The organism is Streptomyces sp. NPDC001599 (genome assembly GCF_042893535.1).
Classification (GTDB): Bacteria; Actinomycetota; Actinomycetes; order Streptomycetales; family Streptomycetaceae; genus Streptomyces.
Map to the genome: position 1 here is coordinate 81,404 of NZ_JBIAVA010000014.1, position 17,412 is coordinate 98,815.

Genomic DNA, 17,412 nt, shown 5'->3' on the forward strand with positions numbered 1-17,412 from the left:
ACGGTCCGCGTTAAATGCGTGGACTGTGGCCCCCGTCCGACGGGAGACTTCCGGCTTCCGAACCTCCGGGAGTGTGACGGTGACGACAGACACGCGCGGACCGGCGCCGGGCAGGAGCGCGGTCGTCCTGGCGCTGCGCCACTACGGCCGGGAACTGCTGCGCCTGCGGCGGCTGGCCCTGCCCGCGCTGCTGCTGCCGGCCGTGGGCAACATCGGCATCCGCTACGTCGCGCCCCTGCTGATCGCCAAGCTGGCCGGGCAGGCCGCCGACGACGGCGGTCTCACCCTCGGCCGGGCGCTGCCGTACGTGCTGGGCTTCGGCCTGACGCTGCTGCTCGCCGAGGCCGTCTGGCGGGTCGGGCAGCACTGCCTGAACCGCGTGGACGCCCTCGGCATGGAGCACCTGTACGTGAGCGGCATGGACGAACTCCTCGCCAAGGACGCCGCGTTCTTTCACGACAACTTCGCCGGCTCCCTGACCAAACGGGTGCTCAGCTTCGGCAAGCGCTTCGAGGACTTCGTCGACACGGTGACGTACCGGATCGTGGGCAGTCTCGTCCCCCTGGTGTTTGGTGCCGTGGTCCTGTGGAGCTACGAACCGATGCTCGTCGTCGGCCTGTTCCTGATGATCGCGCTGACGGTGGTGGCCGCGACACCGCTGATCCGGCGCAGGCAACGGCTCGTCAACGACCGGGAGGCCGCGATCGCCCGGGTCTCCGGCCATGTCGCCGACAGCCTCATGAACATGGAGACCGTCCGGGCGTTCGCGGCCGAGCGGCGGGAGGCGGCCGAACACCGCAGCAGGGTCGCGGACTCCCGGCGCCTGACGCTGAGATCGTGGGACTACGGCAACCTGCGCGTCGACACCCTGATCGCGCCCATGTCCGTCCTGACCAACGTCCTGGGCCTGTTGGTCGCCATCGCCTTCGGCGGCCCGGGGCAGGGGGTGGAGGAGGTCGTCGTCGCCTTCACCTACTACTCCAACGCCACCCAGATCATGTTCGAGTTCAACCAGATCTACCGGCGGCTGGAGAGCTCGACGACCGAGGCCGCCCAGTTCACCGAGCTGCTGCTCGATCCGCCCACCGTGGTCGACGCCGACGCGCCCGCACCCCTCGCGCCGCGGGACTCCGGCATCCGCTTCGAGGCGGTGACCTTCGCCCACGCGGGCGCGAAACCGATCTTCCGGGGACTCGACCTGGACGTACCCGCGGGCGCCCGGATCGGCCTGGTCGGCAGGTCCGGCGGCGGCAAGACCACGCTCACCCGGCTCCTGCTGCGGATGTCGGACATCGACGGCGGACGCATCCTGATCGGCGGCCAGGACATCAGCCTGCTGCGCCAGAGCGACCTGCGCTCGCTGATCGCCTACGTCCCGCAGGAACCCGCCATGTTCCACCGCAGCCTGCGGGACAACATCGCCTTCGCCCGGCCCGGCGCCACCGACGACGAGATCCACGCGGCCGCCGCGGCCGCGCACGTCACCGAGTTCGCCGACCAGCTCCCGGACGGCTTCGGCACACTGGTGGGGGAGCGGGGGGTGAAACTGTCCGGCGGCCAGCGCCAGCGCGTCGCCCTCGCCCGGGCCATCCTGCGCGACGCCCCGGTCCTGCTGCTCGACGAGGCGACCAGCGCGCTGGACTCGGAGAGCGAACTCCTCGTCCAGGACGCCCTGTGGCGGCTGATGGACGGACGTACGGCCCTCGTGGTCGCCCACCGCCTGAGCACCGTCGCCGGCATGGACCGCCTCGTCGTCCTCGACCGCGGACGCGTCGTCGAGCAGGGCTCCCACGAGAAGCTGCTCGCGACGGACGGCGCCTACGCCAGGCTGTGGCGGCACCAGTCGGGGGGCTTCCTCGGCGAGAGCAACGGGTCGGCGGAGCAAGGGGACCACCGCGACGACGGTCCCCCGCGCCTCAGGCCACGGCGGGGATCGAGCGGCCCGCCCAGTGAGGAGGCGGCTCGGTCAGCTCCGTGAAGCGGCACCGCACCGACTCCGGGAACTCGGTGGCCCGCCCCGCCTGCCGGTCGACGTGGACCGCGAGCAGCTCGGACGTCGCGACCGCGGCCGCGTCGGGCGCCGGCTCCGCGTCCGGCCCGGGCACCACGTACATCTCGTGCGTGAAACGCGCCTTGCGGGCCGCCGCGCCCAGCACACGGGTCCGGACGGCCAGATGAGCCGCCTCGGGCACGTCGCGCAGGAAGCGGACGTGGGACTCGACCGTGTAGAGGGAGCAGCGGGTGGACTCGCGGTAGCCGGAGTCCAGGCCCGTCTCGATCATCAGTGCGTCCGTGGCGTGACCGAAGACGAGGACGTAGTAGGCCTCGCTCAGGTGGCCGTTGTAGTCGATCCACTCCGGGCGGACCCTGCTGCGGAGCAGCGGGAGACCGGTCATCGGGAGTCCTCCTCGGGGCCCAGGCGGCCGGTGGCGCGCAGTACCTGGACGACGCCCCGGTCGCGTTCGGCCACCAGGTCGGCGATGGAGCGGCCGTCCGCCGCCTCGTCGCAGCCGGCCACCACCGCGTCGTACAACTCCTTGTCCAGTTCCGGCGCTTCCAGGCGCGTCCAGGGCGACTTCAGGGACGGACCGAAGTGGTCCAGCATGTGCGCCATGCCGCCCTCGCCGCCCGCGAGCGCGAACGTCAGCATCGGTCCCATCACCGCCCAACGCAGCCCGGGGCCCTCGGTGATCGACAGGTCGATGTCCCGGACCGTCGCCTCGCCGCTCGCCACCATGTGCAGCGCCTCGCGCCACAGCGCCTCCTGGAGGCGGTTCGCGATGAAGCCCGGGACCTCGTTGTCCATCGTGATGACGGACTTGCCCGCGACCTCGTAGAAGCGGGAGGCCCAGGCCACCGCCGCCGCGTCGGTGCGCTCGCCGCCGACGACCTCCACGAGCGGGATGAGGTAGGGCGGATTGAACGGGTGACCCACGACCAGGCGCGAGGGGTCCGCGGCCGTCGTCTGCATGTCGGTCATCGGATAGCCGGAGGTGGACGAGGCGATGACGACACCGGGCGGCGTCGCCGCGTCCAGGCGGGCCAGCAGATCGCGCTTGAGGGCGAGCTTCTCGGGCGCGCTCTCCTGGACGAACTCGGCGTCGGCGACGGCCTGTTCCAGGGTGGCGGTGACGGTGAGCCGGTCGGTCGACGCGCCCTCGGCGAGGCCGAGCCGGGTGAGCGTCGGCCACGCCGCCTCGACCAGGCGGCGCAGCTTCGGTTCGGCGTCGGGTGCCGGGTCCCAGGCGGTCACGTCGTAGCCGCGCGCCAGGAAGTGGGCGACCCAGCCGCCGCCGATGACTCCGGCGCCGACACAGGCGACGCGGCGGACGTTCTCGGGTGAGGTCATGAGGGGGGATCCTTCGTGGTCGCGGTGGACTACTTGCGCGGCTTGAGACCGAGCGTGGCGCGAGCCTCGTCCGGTGTCGCGACGCGGGCGCCCATCGACTCGGTGAGGGTCACGGCCCGTTCGACGAGCTGGGCGTTGGTCGCCTTGTTGCCCCGGCCGAGGTACAGGTTGTCCTCCAGGCCCACGCGGACGTGGCCGCCGAGCAGGATCGACTGCGCGACCCACGGCATCTGCATCCGGCCGAGCGCGAAGCTCGCCCAGCGCGCGCCGTCCGGCAGCATGTTGACCATCGACTGGAGCACCCCGGGGTCCGCGGGCGCGCCCCACGGGATGCCCATGCACAGCTGGAACACGGTCGGGTCGTCGAGCAGGCCCTCCGCGAGCAACTGCTTGGCGAACCAGAGCTGACCCGTGTCGAATATCTCCAACTCGGGCCGCACACCCAGCTCCTGGATGCGCCGCGCGCCCGCGCGCAGCATGTCGGGAGTGGAGACGTAGAGGTTCGAGCCGTCGCCGAAGTTGAGCGAGCCGCAGTCCAGGGTGCAGATGTCGGGAAGCAGGTCCTCGACGTGCGGAAGGCGTTCCAGACCGCCGACGAGGTCGGTGCCCGGCAGGTGGGTGAGCGGGTCGTCCGGGTCGATGACCAGATCGCCGCCCATACCGGCGGTGAGGTTGATGACGACGTCGGTGCCGGTCTCCTTGACGCGCTCGACGACCTCCCGGTACAGCTTCGGGTCGCGGGACGGATCGCCGGTCTCCGGGTCGCGTACATGGATGTGGACGACGGCAGCTCCGGCGGCGGCCGCCTCCACGGCGTTCCTGGCTATCTGTTCCGGGGTGACGGGGACGTGGGGGCTCTTGCGGACGGTGTCGCCGGCGCCCGTGAGCGCGCAGGTGATGATGACGTTCTCGGTCATGGGCATGCGGGGGCCTCCCGAGGGATGTGGGCCGGGGCAGGGGCTGGTGCGGCTCTTGGGCTATGGAGCCAGAATCGTGTCGTTGACGTGGGCGGTCAGCGCCGTGTGCATCGCGTCCGCGGCACCGGCGGACGCCGGCCCGCTCACCGACAGGACGTGCGTCGCCAGGCCGTCGATCAGAGCGGTCAGCGTCAGTGCCGCCTCCTGCGGATCGAGCCCGGCGCGGAAGACGCCCTGTCCGACACCTCGGCGTACGACGTCGGCGACGGTCTCGCGCCACTGCCGGTAGTACTCGGAATGCAGACGGCCCACCGCCGTGGAGCGGGCGGCCTCGGCCCACAGGTCGAGCCACACCGCCCACTGGCGGCGCTGCTGCGCGGTGCGCGGCGTCTGCAGCGCGATGAGCTGGGACAGCTCCGCCGCCGCGTCGTCCGCCTCGGCGAGACGGGCGGCACGGCGCGCGGTGTCCTCGTCCATGCACCAGCGCACGGCCGCCTCCAGGAGCTCGGCGCGCCCCGGGAAGTGGTAATGGATCGCGGCGCTGCTGGTGGCGCAGGCGCGGGCGATGTCGGCGACCCGCACCGCGTGGAAACCGTGCTCCGCGATCAGCCGGACCGTCTCGCGGACGATCTGCAGCGGTCGCCCTCCTTCGACACCGGTCGCCGGTGGCGTGGCCTTCTCGCGGGACCGGGTGCCCAGCAGCCGGCCCGCGTCGACCTTGCCCTCGTCGGCGATCCGTGCCAGCTCCGCGACCGTGAAGCGGCGGGTGCCGCTGAGCGAGCGCGACAGCTTGGACGGATCCATGACGACGCGGCGCGCGAACTCGCGCTGGCTGACGCCCGCGGCCGCGATGACCTCGCGGACGCGGGCGGCGGTGTCGGCGTTCGGTGCGCCGTCGAGGACGTCGTCGGTTTCCACGGGCCACGACCTTAGACATGTGTTGCGGAAAACTCAACACGCCTGAAGTAGAAGCCGCTGGCACAGTGGTCCGTTGAGACCCTGACTGTCGTGTCAGTCAGAGGTGGGGGAGGCGGTCGTCAGCGCCCCCGGCGGTCGTCGTACGACAGGCCGTGCCCGACGTGGAAGAGGACCTCGGCCGGGTCGTCGGCCCGCTGGACGGGTACGGGCAGCTTGCCGCGCGGCTCGACCCGGCCGGCGATCACCCGGGCCGCGGCACGCAGTTCGACCTCGGTCCAGCAGTAGGACGCCAGTGAGGCCCGGACGCCGCCGAGGTGGGCGATGTCGTAGGGGTTGCGGACCGCGAGGTGGACGACCGGCACTCCCGTCGCGAGCAGCCGGGACACCAGGGTGCGCTGGGCGCTGGTGGCGCTGACGTTGTCGGTGGTGACGACCACCGCGTCCCGTCCCCGTGCCGCGGCCACCGCCTCGTCGATCTTCGCCGCGTCGGGCGTCCGGCCGGTGGCGAGGTGGGAGGTGCGGTAGCCCAGTTCGTCGAAGGCCGCGGCCAGCTCGGGCACCGTGGTGCGGGTGTCGTCGGTCGGGAAGGCCGGGCTGGCGCCGACCACGAGCAGCCTTCGCTGCCGACGGCGCAGCGGGAGCGCCTCGTCCTCGTTGACCAGCAGGGTGGTGGTGCGTTCGGCGATCCGCGCGGCGGCGAGCCGGTGCCTGCGGGCGCCGACGACCCGGTCGACCTCCTTCCGGGAGGCGTAGGGGCTCCCGTCGAACAGGCCGGCCTTGTCCTTGACGCGCAGGATGCGCAGCACCGACTCGTCGAGCCGCTCCTCGGTGATCTCTCCGCCGCGGACGGCGGCCAGGACCCCGTTGTAGGCGACGTCGATGTCCGGCGGGAACAGCAGTTGGTCCGCACCGGCCTTGAGGGCGAGGACCGGCACGCGGTCGTCGCCGTACTTGGTGCGCACGCCTTGCATGTTGAGTGCGTCGGTGACGATCACGCCGTCGAATCCGAGTTCGTCGCGCAGCACGCCCTGGAGGATCGCGGGCGACAGGGTGGCCGGGTCGTTGCTGGGGTCGAGCGCGGGGACCTGGAGGTGCGCGGTCATGATCGAGTCGACACCGGCGGCGATCGCGGCCCTGAAGGGCGGGGCGTCGACGCGCTCCCACTCCTCGCGGGTGTGGGTGATCACCGGCAGACCGGTGTGGCTGTCCTGGCCGGTGTCCCCGTGGCCCGGGAAGTGCTTGGCGCAGGCCACGACGCCGACCTGCTGGTACCCCGTCACCTGGGCCGCCACCATGCGGCCGACCGCGCGGGCGTCGGCGCCGAAGGAGCGCACGTTGATGACGGGGTTGGCCGGATTGACGTTGACGTCGGCGACCGGGGCGAAGTTCTGACGGATGCCCAGGGCGGCGAGTTCGGTTCCCGATATCAGCCCGGCGGTGCGCGCGTCGGAGAGTGAGCGGCCCGCGCCGAGCGCCATCGCGCCCGGCAACTGGGTGGCGCCGCTGCCGATGCGGACGTTGACCCCGTGCTCCTGGTCGATGGAGATCAGGGACGGAATGGGCGTGGGCAGGGCGAGCGAGGCCCGCTGCACACCGTTCGACAGGTCCGCGATCTGCCGGGGGTCCTGGATGTTGTTCGTCCAGCCGTGGAAGTAGATGACACCGCCGAGGTGGTACTTGGCGATGAGCTCGGCCACGGTACGGACGCCGAGTTCCCTGAGGTTGCGGTCCTGGTCGAACTGGCTGGGGGAAGTCGCGGACGTACCGTAGAAGTACGGGACGAACAGCTGGCCGATCTTCGCCTCGACGCTCATCCGGGAGACGATTCTCTTGAGGCGCCCGTCGCGCCCGTGCGCGACCGCGGGGGTGGCCGCGGCACCCACGACGCCCGTCGCGCTCGCGGCGACGAGGGTCGCGGAGGCGATGACGGTTCGTCTGGACAGACTCCGGTCCTGCATGCGGACATGCTCCTTCCAGCCTTGCCCATCAGGGGAATTGAAGGAAACGTGGAGAACTCCGAACAGCGGGAAACGTAGCCCGCCGATCTGGGCGCGACAAGAGGTCTAGACAAAATAGGTCTAGACAAACGGTCCGGGGCGGATCCCGGTCCAGGTTGCTCGCCCCCGAGCAGCGGTTGGTCACGGTTGAGTCCCGAGCCGGAACTATGGCCTCCGTCACAGCCAGCGTGATCTTGGCCTGGTGAGATCGCCGGATGCTCGGTTTCCTCATCCGCCTGCTGCCCTTCTGGGTCCGCGAGCCCCTGCTCATCGTGGTCGGGTCCGTGTTGGGCGTACGCATCATGTATCTCGCGTTCCGTGACGGCGCATGGGTCCCGGCCGGGATCGGCGCGGCGTTCCTGGTGTTCACCGCCGTGCGCGTGCACACGGTGGTCCAGGCCCTGCGCGCCCGACGGAGCCCTGGCCCGGGGGCCGCGGCGGACGGGGCGGGGTCGGCGAAGTCGACGGTGTCCGATGCTGCTGCCGTCCCGCCGCAGCCGCAGCCGCAGCCGCAGTCGCGGCCTCCGGCGGAGCAGCGGCGCCCCGCTTCGGCCACCGTGGAGAAGGAACCCAACGCGTGGGGTCAGGCCGCCGCTGCCGTGGCCGTGTTCGCGGCGCTCGGAGCCGCGCTGTGGCTGGGCCCGCGCCTGCTGCCCTCCGAGGACGCCGGCGCGCCGCATGCCGTCTCGTGTCCCGGCGGGGAAGGCGAGGACCTGCCGGCCGCCTACACGAAGACGCCCCGGGCCGTGACCGGCGGCGAGCTGTGCGCGGCGCTCAACCGGTCCGACCTGGCCCAGCTCCTCGGAACGCCGACGGAGACGGCGACCGCGGCATCCGGCAGCAGCAACACCGCTCCCCTGACCGACGGGAAGGTCGCCCAGCCGGAGGCGGAGGTCCAGTTCGACACCTACACCGTGCACGTCTCGGTCACGTACAACAAGCTGTCGATCGCTCAGTACGTCAAGCTGATGAAGTACGGCGAGGAGACGGACGTCAAGACTCTCTCGGTTCTCGGCCGGCCGGCGGTACTCGCCTCGGACCACACCATGAGGATCGAGATCAATCTGGGGAGCGGCGGTTCCGGCGGACCGGTGGAACAGGGCCCCCTGGCCCGAACTCTGTCCGTGGCCCTCGACGGAAAGGACCCGGGCGGCTACTACGACATCACCGTGTGGAGCACGTCCGGCGCCCTCCCGGACGACAGCGTCCTCCTCGACATCGCGGAGAAGGTCCTCCCCACGCTCCCCGAACGGACCGTGTGACGGAGCGCCCGGTCAGCTTCTCCTCGGTCGGTCGAGGCGCTTCCCGTCGGGCCGGACGAAGTACCGCTCAAGGGAGTCCGCAGCGCGCGAGGGGTGCAGGCCGCTCACGGCCGCTCCCGGGTCCGGCGCCGGCCCGGAGGCAGCGGGACGGGCTCGGGACCGGGGACGATCTTGTTGGTGAGCGTGCCGAGACCCTCGACGGTGAGGGTGACGGTGTCGCCGGGCTTCAGGGGCGGCGGGCTCTGTTCGCCGCTCCGGCCCCAGAGTTCGGCGAGGCAGCCGCCGTTGCCGCAGGTGCCGGAGCCCAGGACGTCGCCGGGTACGACGCGGGTGCCGCGGGAGGCGTAGGCGGTCATCTCCTCGAAGGTCCAGCTCATGTTGGACAGCAGGTCCTCGCCGGCCTTTTCGCCGTTGACCTCGGCGCACAGGGCCAGGCGCAGGAAGCCGTCGGCGTCCCGGTACGGCTCCAGCTCGTCGGCGGTGACGAGGTACGGACCGAGGGTGGTTGCGGTGTCCTTGCCCTTGCAGGGGCCGAGGCCGACCTTCATCTCGGCGCTTTGCAGGTCGCGGGCGGACCAGTCGTTGAAGACGGTGTAGCCGACGATGTGGTCGCGGGCCCGTTCCGGGGTGAGGTCGCGGCCTTCCCGGCCGATCACGGCGGCCACCTCCAGCTCGAAGTCCAGGACCGCCGATCCGGGCGGGACCGGTATGCCGTCGCGGTGGCCGTAGACCGCGTGGGGGTTGGTGAAGTAGAAGGTCGGGGCCGCGTACCACTGCTCGGGGACGCCCGCGGTACCGTCCACGGAGCGCCGTACGCCCTCGACGTGCTCCTCGAAGGTCACGAAGTCCCGCACCGAGGCGGGCCGGAGCGGGGGCAGCAACCGTACTTCGCAGGCGTGCGGGCCGGGTGGCGCGTCGAGGACCGCGGCGCCGGCGGCGAGCAGGCCGGGGAGCCCGCCGGTCACCTGGATCAGTGCGGTGAGCGAGGTGGCGCCGGGCAGCGGGAAGAGGGCGCCGTCCTCTTCCACTACCGCCACCCGGCGGCGGTCCTGGTGTTCGTAGGCGGCGAAACGCATGGTGCGGCTCCAGCGAGTTGATCGGACAGGCCCTATACCGGTGGGGCGACGAAGACGCCGCGGTCGGGGTCGTTGAAGGACTCCTTGGCGACCAGTTCGTTCATGGGGTTGGCGGTGCCCCACTGGTCGGTGACCTCGGGCTGGGAGAAGTCGTAGACGTGCGGGTGCCAGGTGTCCTCGTCCAGGCACTCCAGCTCGGTGGTGTACTCCACGGTGTTGCCGTGCGGGTCGAGGAAGTACGTGAAGGTGTTGTCGCCGGCCATGTGGCGGCCCGGCCCCCAGATCTTCTTGAAGCCCGCCCGCATGACCCGGCCCGAGCCCCGCATGTACTCGTCGAGGCCGCGCATCTCGAAGGAGACGTGGTGCAGCGCGGTGTGCGGGCCCTGCGCGATGGCCATCGAGTGGTGCCGGCTGCTGATCCGCATGAAGTGCATGACCTCGCCCATGTGCGGCGAGCCGAGCGTGTCGGAGAGGGCGAAGCCGAGGTGGCGTTCGTACCACTCGCGAGTCCGGTTGAGGTCGGGGGAGTTGAGGACGACGTGGGAGAGCTTGACCGGGATGGACTCCTTCTCCTCGATCCTGCGGTGCTGCCGCACCTCCACGTCGGCGGAAACCTCGATGGTGCGGCCGTCGACGTCGAAGAAGCGGAAGCCGTACCCGCCGCCCGGGGTGTCGACCCTGCCCGGCCGCGTGATCAGCTGCACGCCCCCCGCGAGCAGCCGCTCGGCGAGGGTGTCCACGTCGGCGGCGGAGGCGGCGCCGTAGGAGACCAGGTCGAGGCGCTTCTCCTCGGCCCTGCGCAGCCGCACGACGTACTGCTCGGGGGAGCCCTCGGCGGCGAGGAAGGAGATGCCGGAGTCCTCGGCGACCTCGGTCAGGCCCCAGACTCCGGCGTAGAAGTCGAGCTGCTTGTCGTAGTCGGGCACGGCGAGGTCGACGTGCCGCAGGTGGGTGAGCAGGCGTGCGCTCATGGTGTCAGTCCTTCCGGAGGAGGGCGGCGGCGTTGCCGCCGCGGACGGCGTGGAAGTCGGCCTCGGGGAGCCCGGCGGCGCGCAGGGCGCCGACCGGGTCCTCGGTGCCCATGTCGAAGGGGAAGTCGGAACCGAGGAGCACCCGGTCGGCCCCGGCGGCCCGGACCAGTTCCCGCAGCACGTGCGGGTCGTGGACGAGGGAGTCGAAGTAGAGGCGCCTGAGGTAGCTGCCGGGCGGGTGGGCGCAGGCGGCCCCGGCGTCGGAGCGGGTCGCCCAGGCGTGGTCGGAGCGGCCGATGTGGGTGGGCAGGTAGCCGCCACCGTGCGCCGCGATCAGCCGCAGGCCGGGGTGCCGGTCCAGGACGCCGGAGAAGATCAGGTGCGAGAGGGCGACGGCGTTCTCGGTGGGCTGGCCGACGGTGTTGGACAGATACCACTGGTCGAGCCGCTCGTCGAGGGTGCAGCCGAAGGGGTGCAGGAAGAGCAGCGCGCCCGTCTCCTCGGCCCGGGACCAGAAGGGTTCGTAGGCCGGGTCGGAGAGTTCGCGTCCGGGGGCGTGGCTGGAGATCTCCACGCCGAGCAGCCCCTGCGCGAGGGCGTGGTCGAGCGCGTCCACCGCGAGCGCCGGGTGCTGGAGCGGCACCAGGCCCAGTCCGCGCAGCCGGTCGGGGGCGGCCGCACAGTGCGCGGCGGTGGCCTCGTTGGCCAGCCGGCAGACCTTCTCCGCGATCGCCCCGTCGGCCCAGTAGTGGTAGTGCGAGGGGGAAGGGCTGACCAGTTGCACGTCCACGCCCTGGGCGTCCATCGCCGCCAGCCGTACGGTCGCGTCGGTCAGCCGGGGCAAGCGCTCGCGGACCATGGGTGCGCTGACGGCGAGGGCGGCCGGGCCGTTGCGGCGGGCGTCCAGGACCCGCGCCTCGGCGAGCCCTCGTTCCCCCTCCACCAACGCCTCGACCTCCGGCAGCAGGACGTGCGCGTGCACGTCCACCGTGGGAGCAGGCGTCCCGAACCCCGGCGCGCTCACGGCAGTTCCCGCAGCATGGTCATGGTGCGGACCATCAGTCCGGGCACGTCCGCGTCGCGTACGCCGTCGAGCTGCCACTGCCCGATCTGCACGGACGCCTCCACGACCGGGCGGACACGGGTGATCCGCCGCTCGTGGTACGCCTGGAACAGCGCGTCGTCCCACTCGTCGGTCCCCGTCAGCATCCGGGCGAGCACCCAGGCGTCCTCCAGGGAGAGGGCGGCCCCCTGGGCCAGGGTGGGCGGACAGCAGTGCGCGGCGTCGCCGATCAGCACGACCCGGCCGCGGTGCCAGGAACCCTCGACCAGCATCCGGTCGAACCAGGTGTAGTTGACCTTCGCCGGATCGGTGATGTGCGCGGTGATCTCCGGCCAGAACCCGCCGTACGCGGCGGCCAGGCGCCGCATCTCGTCGGCGTACGACGCGGGCGGTATGGAGGCGCGGTCGCGGTTGGCCTCGACGACGTAGGCGTAGAGCGTCGTCTCGCTGGTGGGGCAGTAGCCTGCGATGTAGGCGGGGCCGCCGTAGGCGAGGTCGGTGCGGACGACGCCGGCCGGACGCGGGGCGGCGATCCGCCAGATGGCCATGCCGGTGGGCTCGGGCTTGTCGGCGATGCCGATCGCCCCGCGGGTGGCGGAGCCGAGGCCGTCGGCGGCGACGACCAGGTCGTAGCGGGCCCCGGTGCCGTCGCTGAGGCGTACGGAGACACCGTCGGCGTCCTGGTCCAGGATCTCGGCGGTGGTGCCGAGGCGGACGGTGGCGCCACTGGCGCGCACGGCGTCGATGAGGATCCGCTGGAGTTGCGGGCGCTGCATGCCGACGGTGGCGGGGAGGTCGTCGCCGCCGGTGCGCAGGTCGTCCTGGACGTGCAGGACGGTGCCGTCGGGGGCGGTGAGGCCGACCGAGCCGAAACCGAATCCGGACGCCTCCACCCGCTCCCAGACGCCGAGTTCACGCAGCACGCGCAGGGCGTTGCCCTGGAGGGTGATGCCGGAGCCGGCGGTGGCGTTCCAGTCGTCCTCGGCCTCGATCAGGTCCACCGTGAGACCGGCGCGACGCAGCAGGACCGTGACCGCGTTGCCGGCCGCACCTCCGCCGATCACCAGGACCTTACGGGCTTCTCTCATGGGGAACTCCCTCGTTTCGCTGGTCATTTGACGGCGATCGGGTTGACGGGCGAGCCGACCGCGCCGGTGATCGGCAGGGGTGCGGCGGTGAGCCAGAAGGCGTACGCGCCGTCGGCCGCGCAGTCCTCGGCGAGGGCGTCCAGGTCCCACATCTCGCCGATCAGCAGGCCGATGTGGGGGATGGCGACCTGGTGCAGCGGCTGGAAGGCGTGCTCGAACTCGTTCGGGCGGACCTCGAAGCCCCAGGTGTCGGTGGCGATCGCGGCGATCTCGCCGCCGTGCAGCCAGCCCGCCGTGGTGAAGGACAGCCCGGGCGCGGGCCCGCCGGCGTAGTCGCCCCAGCCCTCGCGCCGGACCCGGGCGAGCTGCCCGGTGCGTACCAGCACGATGTCCCCGCGCCCCACGGTCACGCCGTGGGCCCGGGCGGTCGCGGTCAGGTGCTCCTCGGTGATCGCGAAGCCGTCGGGCAGCTCGCCGCCCGCACCGACGACGCGGCCCACGTCGAGCAGGACACCGCGCCCGGCGACGTGCGCGGCCATGTGCTCGATGCCGGTGACCCGGTCGCCGTCGGAGGTGACGACCTTCTCGGCGGCACGTCCGTTCCACGCCCTGCCGTGGTCGAAGATGTGCCCGAGCCCGTCCCACTGCGTGGAGCACTGCAACGGCATCGCGATGACGTCGTCGGCGCCGCCGATGCCGTGCGGCAGGCCCTGGTTGCCGAGCGCGGCGTCGGTGCCGGTGTCCAGCATGGTGTGCACCGGATTGGTGCGCCTGCGCCAGCCCTTTTGCGGGCCGTCGATGTCGAAGCGCTGCGAGAGGGAGAAACTGGCGCCTCGGCGTATCAGCGCGGCACCCTCACGGCGCTTCGCCTCGTCGAGGAAGTTGAGGGTGCCCAGCACGTCGTCCTCGCCCCAACGGCCCCAGTTCGAGTACGCCTTCGCGGCGCGGGCGACCGAGCCCTCGGGGTCCGCGCGGTCCAGGGTCACTCGGTCACCTCCGCCACACAGCGGGTGCGCTGGGCACCGAGCCCGGTGATGGAGGCGTCCATGACGTCGCCGTCGCGCAGCAGCCGGCCCCAGTGCATGCCGTTGCCGGCGGGGGAGCCGGTGAGCACCAGGTCGCCGGGCAGCAGCCGGGCGGTCTGTGACGCGTAGGACACCATCCGCGCCACGTCGAAGATCATGTCCTTGGTCGACTCGTCCTGCATGGTCTTGCCGTTCAGCTTCAGCGTCAGCCGCAGGTCGCCCGTGTCCGCGACCGACCCGGCCGGCACGATCCACGGGCCCAGCGGGGTGAAACCCGGCGCGTTCTTGCTGCGCAGCCAGTCCGTGCCGATCTGCGGCATGTCCCGGCGGAAGACGGTGGCGCGGTCGGTGAGGTCGTTGGCGATCGTGTAGCCGACGACGTGCCCCAGGGCCTCACCGACGGACACCCGATGGGCCGGGCGGCCGATCACCGCGGCCAGTTCCAGCTCCCAGTCGGGCTGCTCCGCCCACGCGGGCAGCACGACGTCGTCGTAGGGGCCGGTGATCGCGCTCGGCAGGCCGAGGAACACGTACGGCAGGTCCTCGGCCGCCCGCCGGTCCATGATCTCCGCGGCCTCCGCGCGCCGTTCCTCCTCGGGGCGTTCGTCGCCCGGGGCCCGGTGCGCTACGTGCAGGTCGATGACGTGCTGCCGGTAGTTGGCGCCGGACTGGAACACCTGGCGGGGTTCGACCGGTGCGTGCACCCGGAAGTCCGCGAGGGGCCTGCGATCCGGACCGGCGTCGACGGCCAGCGCCCGCAGCCGGGGCAGGACCGTGTCCCAGCTCTCCAGCAGCGCCCGGGTGGTCAGCTGTTCGTCGTCGAACGCGGCGCGCAGATCGAGCACCTCGGCGCCGGCGGTGACGAGGGCGGGGAAGGCGGGGCCCTCGGGAGCGGAGAGGGTGGCCAGGGCGAAGGGCCCGGCGAAGAGGGCGGACGGGGCTTCAGGTGTCACGGACATGTCCTCCTGATGGCGATGGCACTAATCTGGACCCGCCACTCGCGATCACGGAAATCGATTCCGTGGATGACTGCCATCCACAAGACGAATCCCCGCAGGTCGTAGCCGGACAGTCAGGGAAATCGCCGTGAATCTCAGTCGCCTGGACCTCAACCTCGTCGTCGCCCTGCGCGCCTTGCTGGAGGAACGCAACGTCACCCGCGCCGGACGGCGGGTCGGTCTCAGCCAGCCCGCGATGAGCGCGGCCCTGTCCCGGCTGCGCCGCCACTTCGACGACGACCTGCTCGCCCGGGTCGGCGGCCACTACGAACTGACCGCCCTCGGCCAGGTGCTCCTCGACCGCACCTCCACGGCGTACGACGTACTGGAACGCCTCTTCGCCAGCCAGGCGGACTTCGATCCCGCCAGCGAGCGGCGCGAGTTCAAACTGATCGCCTCCGACTACGCCGTCGCGGTCTTCGGCACCGAACTCGCCCGGGTCGTGCACGAGGAGGCCCCCGGCATCCGGCTGCGCTTCGCGCAGACCCCGACCACCGTCGTGGACGCCACGGACACGCTGCTGAGCACGTCCGACGGCCTGCTGATGCCGCACGGCGTCATCAGCGACTTCCCCGCCACCGACCTCTACCAGGACCGCTGGGTCTTCCTCGTCGCCGACGACCACCCGAGCGTCGACGTCCGGCTCACCCACCAGGACCTGGCCCGGCTGCCCTGGGTCACCTACCAGCGCACCTACGACGCCCCGGCCGTCCGCCAGCTCGGCATGCTGGGCATCGAGCCCCGGGTCGAGGTCTCCGTGGACAGCTTCCAGATCATCCCGCTCCTGGTGGCCGGCACCCGTCGCATCGCCCTCATCCAGGCCCGCCTGGCCCGGCTCCTGGCGCCGCTCGCCGCCGTGCGCGTGGTGGAGCCGCCGTACGAGGCCGTGCCGCTGCGGGAGGCCATGTGGTGGCATCCCGTGCACACCCACGACGCGGCCCACATCTGGCTGCGCGAGACCACCGCCCGCGTCGGCAGGCGCATGACCGACGGGCCCGAATGAACTCGAACCGGCGAGGGCGAAACCGGCCTGGCACGCCGGCGAGGCCACGCTCAGCATCGCCAACACCCCGACCATGCCTCGTACGGGAGGCGCTGAAGACGTTCCGCGCCACGCAAGGCCGCGTTCGGAGTTGCAGAATAATGGACGCAAACGGCCCTCGCAGGGTCCGTCTGTACGATGCTCGGGCGTCCTGCCTCACGTACCTCGCCAACTGGGGTGCCGGATCACCTGCTCGCCGGGTGGGCCGGGCACACCAGCGTGAAGACGACGAAGCAGTGGTACGTGAAGCCGGACGTGGCGGACCTGCTTCCAGCGGCTGAGGTATGGGGAGGTCTCGCAAGGGGCGTGTGACAGATCGTGACAGATGAAGGTGTGAACCCGTGACCGAAGGCAAGACCGAGACGCTGCAGTACCGCTTTGACGGGCCAGAACACCTACCAGTCCTGATCCTGGGGCCGTCCCTGGGCACCACATGGCACATGTGGGACCGCCAGGTGCCCGAACTGACCCAGCAGTGGCGGGTCTTCCGCTTCGACCTGCCCGGACACGGTGGCGCCCCGGCCCATCCGGCGGGGTCCGTCGCCGAACTCACCACGCGTCTGCTGGCCACCCTCGACGGACTCGGCGTGCAGCGCTTCGGGTACGCCGGCTGCGCCTTCGGCGGTGCCCTCGGCATGGAGCTGGCCCTGCGCCACCCGGAGCGTCTCGCCTCCCTCGCGCTGATCGCCGCCTCGCCCCGCTTCGGCACGGCCGACGAGTTCCGCCAGCGCGGCGTGATCGTGCGCACCAACGGGCTCGACCCCATCGCCCGCAGCTCCCCGGAGCGCTGGTTCACCGGCGGGTACGCGGCCGCCCAGCCCGCGATCACCGAGTGGGCCGTGCAGATGGTGCGGACCACCGACCCCGGCTGCTACATCTCCGCCTGCGAGGCCCTCGCCGCGTTCGACGTGCGCGCGGAACTCGGCCGGGTCGGCGTACCCACCCTGGTCCTCGTCGGCTCCGACGACCAGGTCACCGGGCCCGCCGAGGCCCGCACCCTGGTCGCCGGCATTCCCGACGCCCGCCTCGCGGTCGTCCCCGGCGCCTCCCACCTGGTCCCGGTCGAGCAGCCCGCGGCCGTCACCGACCTGCTGGTACGGCACTTCACCACCGCCTGGCAGGCCGCCCACGACGCCACCTCCACCGGGCAGGTCCCCGTCCCGGCCCACCCCGCGGCACAGCAGGTCCCGGTCCCGGCCGCCGGGATCCCCGCCACCCCCGTTCAGCCGGTACCGGCTCCGCCGCCGCAGGCCGCGGCCATCGCCGAGATCGCCCCGGCCCCCGTCGTGCCGCCGCAGGCACAGGGGCGGCCCGACCCGTACGACGCGGGGCTCAAGGTGCGCCGCGAAGTCCTCGGGGACGGGTACGTCGACCAGGCCCTCGCGCAGGCGGACGAGTTCTCCGGGGACTTCCAGGAGCTCCTGACCCGCTACGCCTGGGGGGAGATCTGGGACCGGCCGGGCCTCGACCGGCGCTCGCGCAGCTGTGTCACCCTCACCGCCCTCGTCGCCGGCGGCCACCTGGACGAGCTGGCGCCCCACCTCAGGGCCGCGCTGCGCAACGGCCTCACCCCGGGCGAGATCAAGGAAGTACTCCTCCAGGCGGCCGTCTACTGCGGCGTACCGGCCGCGAACGGCGCCTTCCGGGTGGCCCAGCAGGTCATCCGCGAGGAGACGACACCACCGGAGTGAGCCCCTCGGGCGGGG

15 protein-coding genes are annotated in these 17,412 nt (G+C 72.0%); 4 read left to right on the plus strand and 11 right to left on the minus strand.

Going from position 1 to position 17,412, the window contains the following annotated elements; translation table 11 throughout:
- The first annotated feature begins 79 nt into the window (after positions 1-79).
- Complete coding sequence (locus tag ACFYZ3_RS29660; RefSeq protein WP_388523947.1) at positions 80-1,978, plus strand: ABC transporter ATP-binding protein; 1,899 nt, start codon at positions 80-82, stop codon at positions 1,976-1,978.
- Here the strand turns inward: ACFYZ3_RS29660 and ACFYZ3_RS29665 are convergent.
- The 5 genes from ACFYZ3_RS29665 to ACFYZ3_RS29685 form a co-directional block, all read right to left on the minus strand.
- Positions 1,917-2,396, minus strand: coding sequence for a thioesterase family protein (locus ACFYZ3_RS29665; RefSeq protein WP_388523950.1), 480 nt, complete (start codon positions 2,394-2,396; stop codon positions 1,917-1,919). The two genes, ACFYZ3_RS29660 and ACFYZ3_RS29665, sit on opposite strands and share 62 nt — an antisense overlap.
- On the minus strand, positions 2,393-3,349 hold the full coding sequence (locus tag ACFYZ3_RS29670) for a 3-hydroxyacyl-CoA dehydrogenase NAD-binding domain-containing protein (RefSeq protein ID WP_388523953.1): 957 nt from the start codon (positions 3,347-3,349) through the stop codon (positions 2,393-2,395). Before ACFYZ3_RS29670 ends, ACFYZ3_RS29665 begins: the two co-directional genes overlap by 4 nt.
- 29 nt (positions 3,350-3,378) lie before the next feature.
- A complete protein-coding gene (locus ACFYZ3_RS29675) occupies positions 3,379-4,272 on the minus strand; it encodes a 3-keto-5-aminohexanoate cleavage protein (protein WP_386904276.1) in 894 nt (297 codons plus the stop codon).
- A gap of 54 nt (positions 4,273-4,326) precedes the next feature.
- Positions 4,327-5,184, minus strand: coding sequence for a TetR family transcriptional regulator C-terminal domain-containing protein (locus ACFYZ3_RS29680; protein ID WP_388523956.1), 858 nt, complete (start codon positions 5,182-5,184; stop codon positions 4,327-4,329).
- A 119-nt stretch (positions 5,185-5,303) separates the two neighbouring features.
- Entirely contained in the window at positions 5,304-7,142 is a 1,839-nt protein-coding gene (locus tag ACFYZ3_RS29685) for a glycoside hydrolase family 3 protein (RefSeq protein ID WP_388523958.1), read from the minus strand.
- 254 nt (positions 7,143-7,396) lie between these two features.
- Here ACFYZ3_RS29685 and ACFYZ3_RS29690 point away from each other — a divergent pair, with 254 nt between their 5' ends.
- Positions 7,397-8,443 (plus strand): DUF6215 domain-containing protein, encoded by a 1,047-nt coding sequence (locus ACFYZ3_RS29690; protein WP_388523961.1) that lies wholly within the window; start codon positions 7,397-7,399, stop codon positions 8,441-8,443.
- 104 nt (positions 8,444-8,547) lie between these two features.
- Here ACFYZ3_RS29690 and ACFYZ3_RS29695 read toward each other — a convergent pair whose 3' ends face one another.
- The 6 genes from ACFYZ3_RS29695 to ACFYZ3_RS29720 are packed head-to-tail and all read right to left on the minus strand — an operon-like array spanning position 8,548 to position 14,625.
- Positions 8,548-9,519 (minus strand): fumarylacetoacetate hydrolase family protein, encoded by a 972-nt coding sequence (locus tag ACFYZ3_RS29695; protein WP_388523964.1) that lies wholly within the window; start codon positions 9,517-9,519, stop codon positions 8,548-8,550.
- Between the two features lie 32 nt (positions 9,520-9,551).
- Positions 9,552-10,490: a VOC family protein gene (locus ACFYZ3_RS29700; RefSeq protein WP_388523967.1), complete on the minus strand. Its 939-nt coding sequence runs from the start codon at positions 10,488-10,490 to the stop codon at positions 9,552-9,554.
- Between the two features lie 4 nt (positions 10,491-10,494).
- The gene (locus ACFYZ3_RS29705; protein ID WP_388523970.1) at positions 10,495-11,514 is read right to left on the minus strand and encodes an amidohydrolase family protein; all 1,020 of its coding nucleotides are present in this window, start codon (positions 11,512-11,514) and stop codon (positions 10,495-10,497) included.
- On the minus strand, positions 11,511-12,641 hold the full coding sequence (locus ACFYZ3_RS29710; protein WP_388523973.1) for an FAD-dependent oxidoreductase: 1,131 nt from the start codon (positions 12,639-12,641) through the stop codon (positions 11,511-11,513). The genes ACFYZ3_RS29705 and ACFYZ3_RS29710 overlap by 4 nt, the downstream gene beginning before the upstream one ends.
- Positions 12,642-12,664: 23 nt before the next feature.
- A complete protein-coding gene (locus ACFYZ3_RS29715) occupies positions 12,665-13,627 on the minus strand; it encodes a cyclase family protein (RefSeq protein WP_388523976.1) in 963 nt (320 codons plus the stop codon).
- Positions 13,624-14,625: a fumarylacetoacetate hydrolase family protein gene (locus tag ACFYZ3_RS29720; RefSeq protein ID WP_388523979.1), complete on the minus strand. Its 1,002-nt coding sequence runs from the start codon at positions 14,623-14,625 to the stop codon at positions 13,624-13,626. The genes ACFYZ3_RS29715 and ACFYZ3_RS29720 overlap by 4 nt, the downstream gene beginning before the upstream one ends.
- 127 nt (positions 14,626-14,752) lie before the next feature.
- Between ACFYZ3_RS29720 and ACFYZ3_RS29725 the strand changes: the two genes are divergently transcribed.
- Complete coding sequence (locus tag ACFYZ3_RS29725; protein ID WP_388523982.1) at positions 14,753-15,667, plus strand: LysR family transcriptional regulator; 915 nt, start codon at positions 14,753-14,755, stop codon at positions 15,665-15,667.
- 380 nt (positions 15,668-16,047) lie between these two features.
- A complete protein-coding gene (locus ACFYZ3_RS29730) occupies positions 16,048-17,397 on the plus strand; it encodes an alpha/beta fold hydrolase (protein WP_388523984.1) in 1,350 nt (449 codons plus the stop codon).
- The last annotated feature ends 15 nt before the right edge of the window (positions 17,398-17,412 follow it).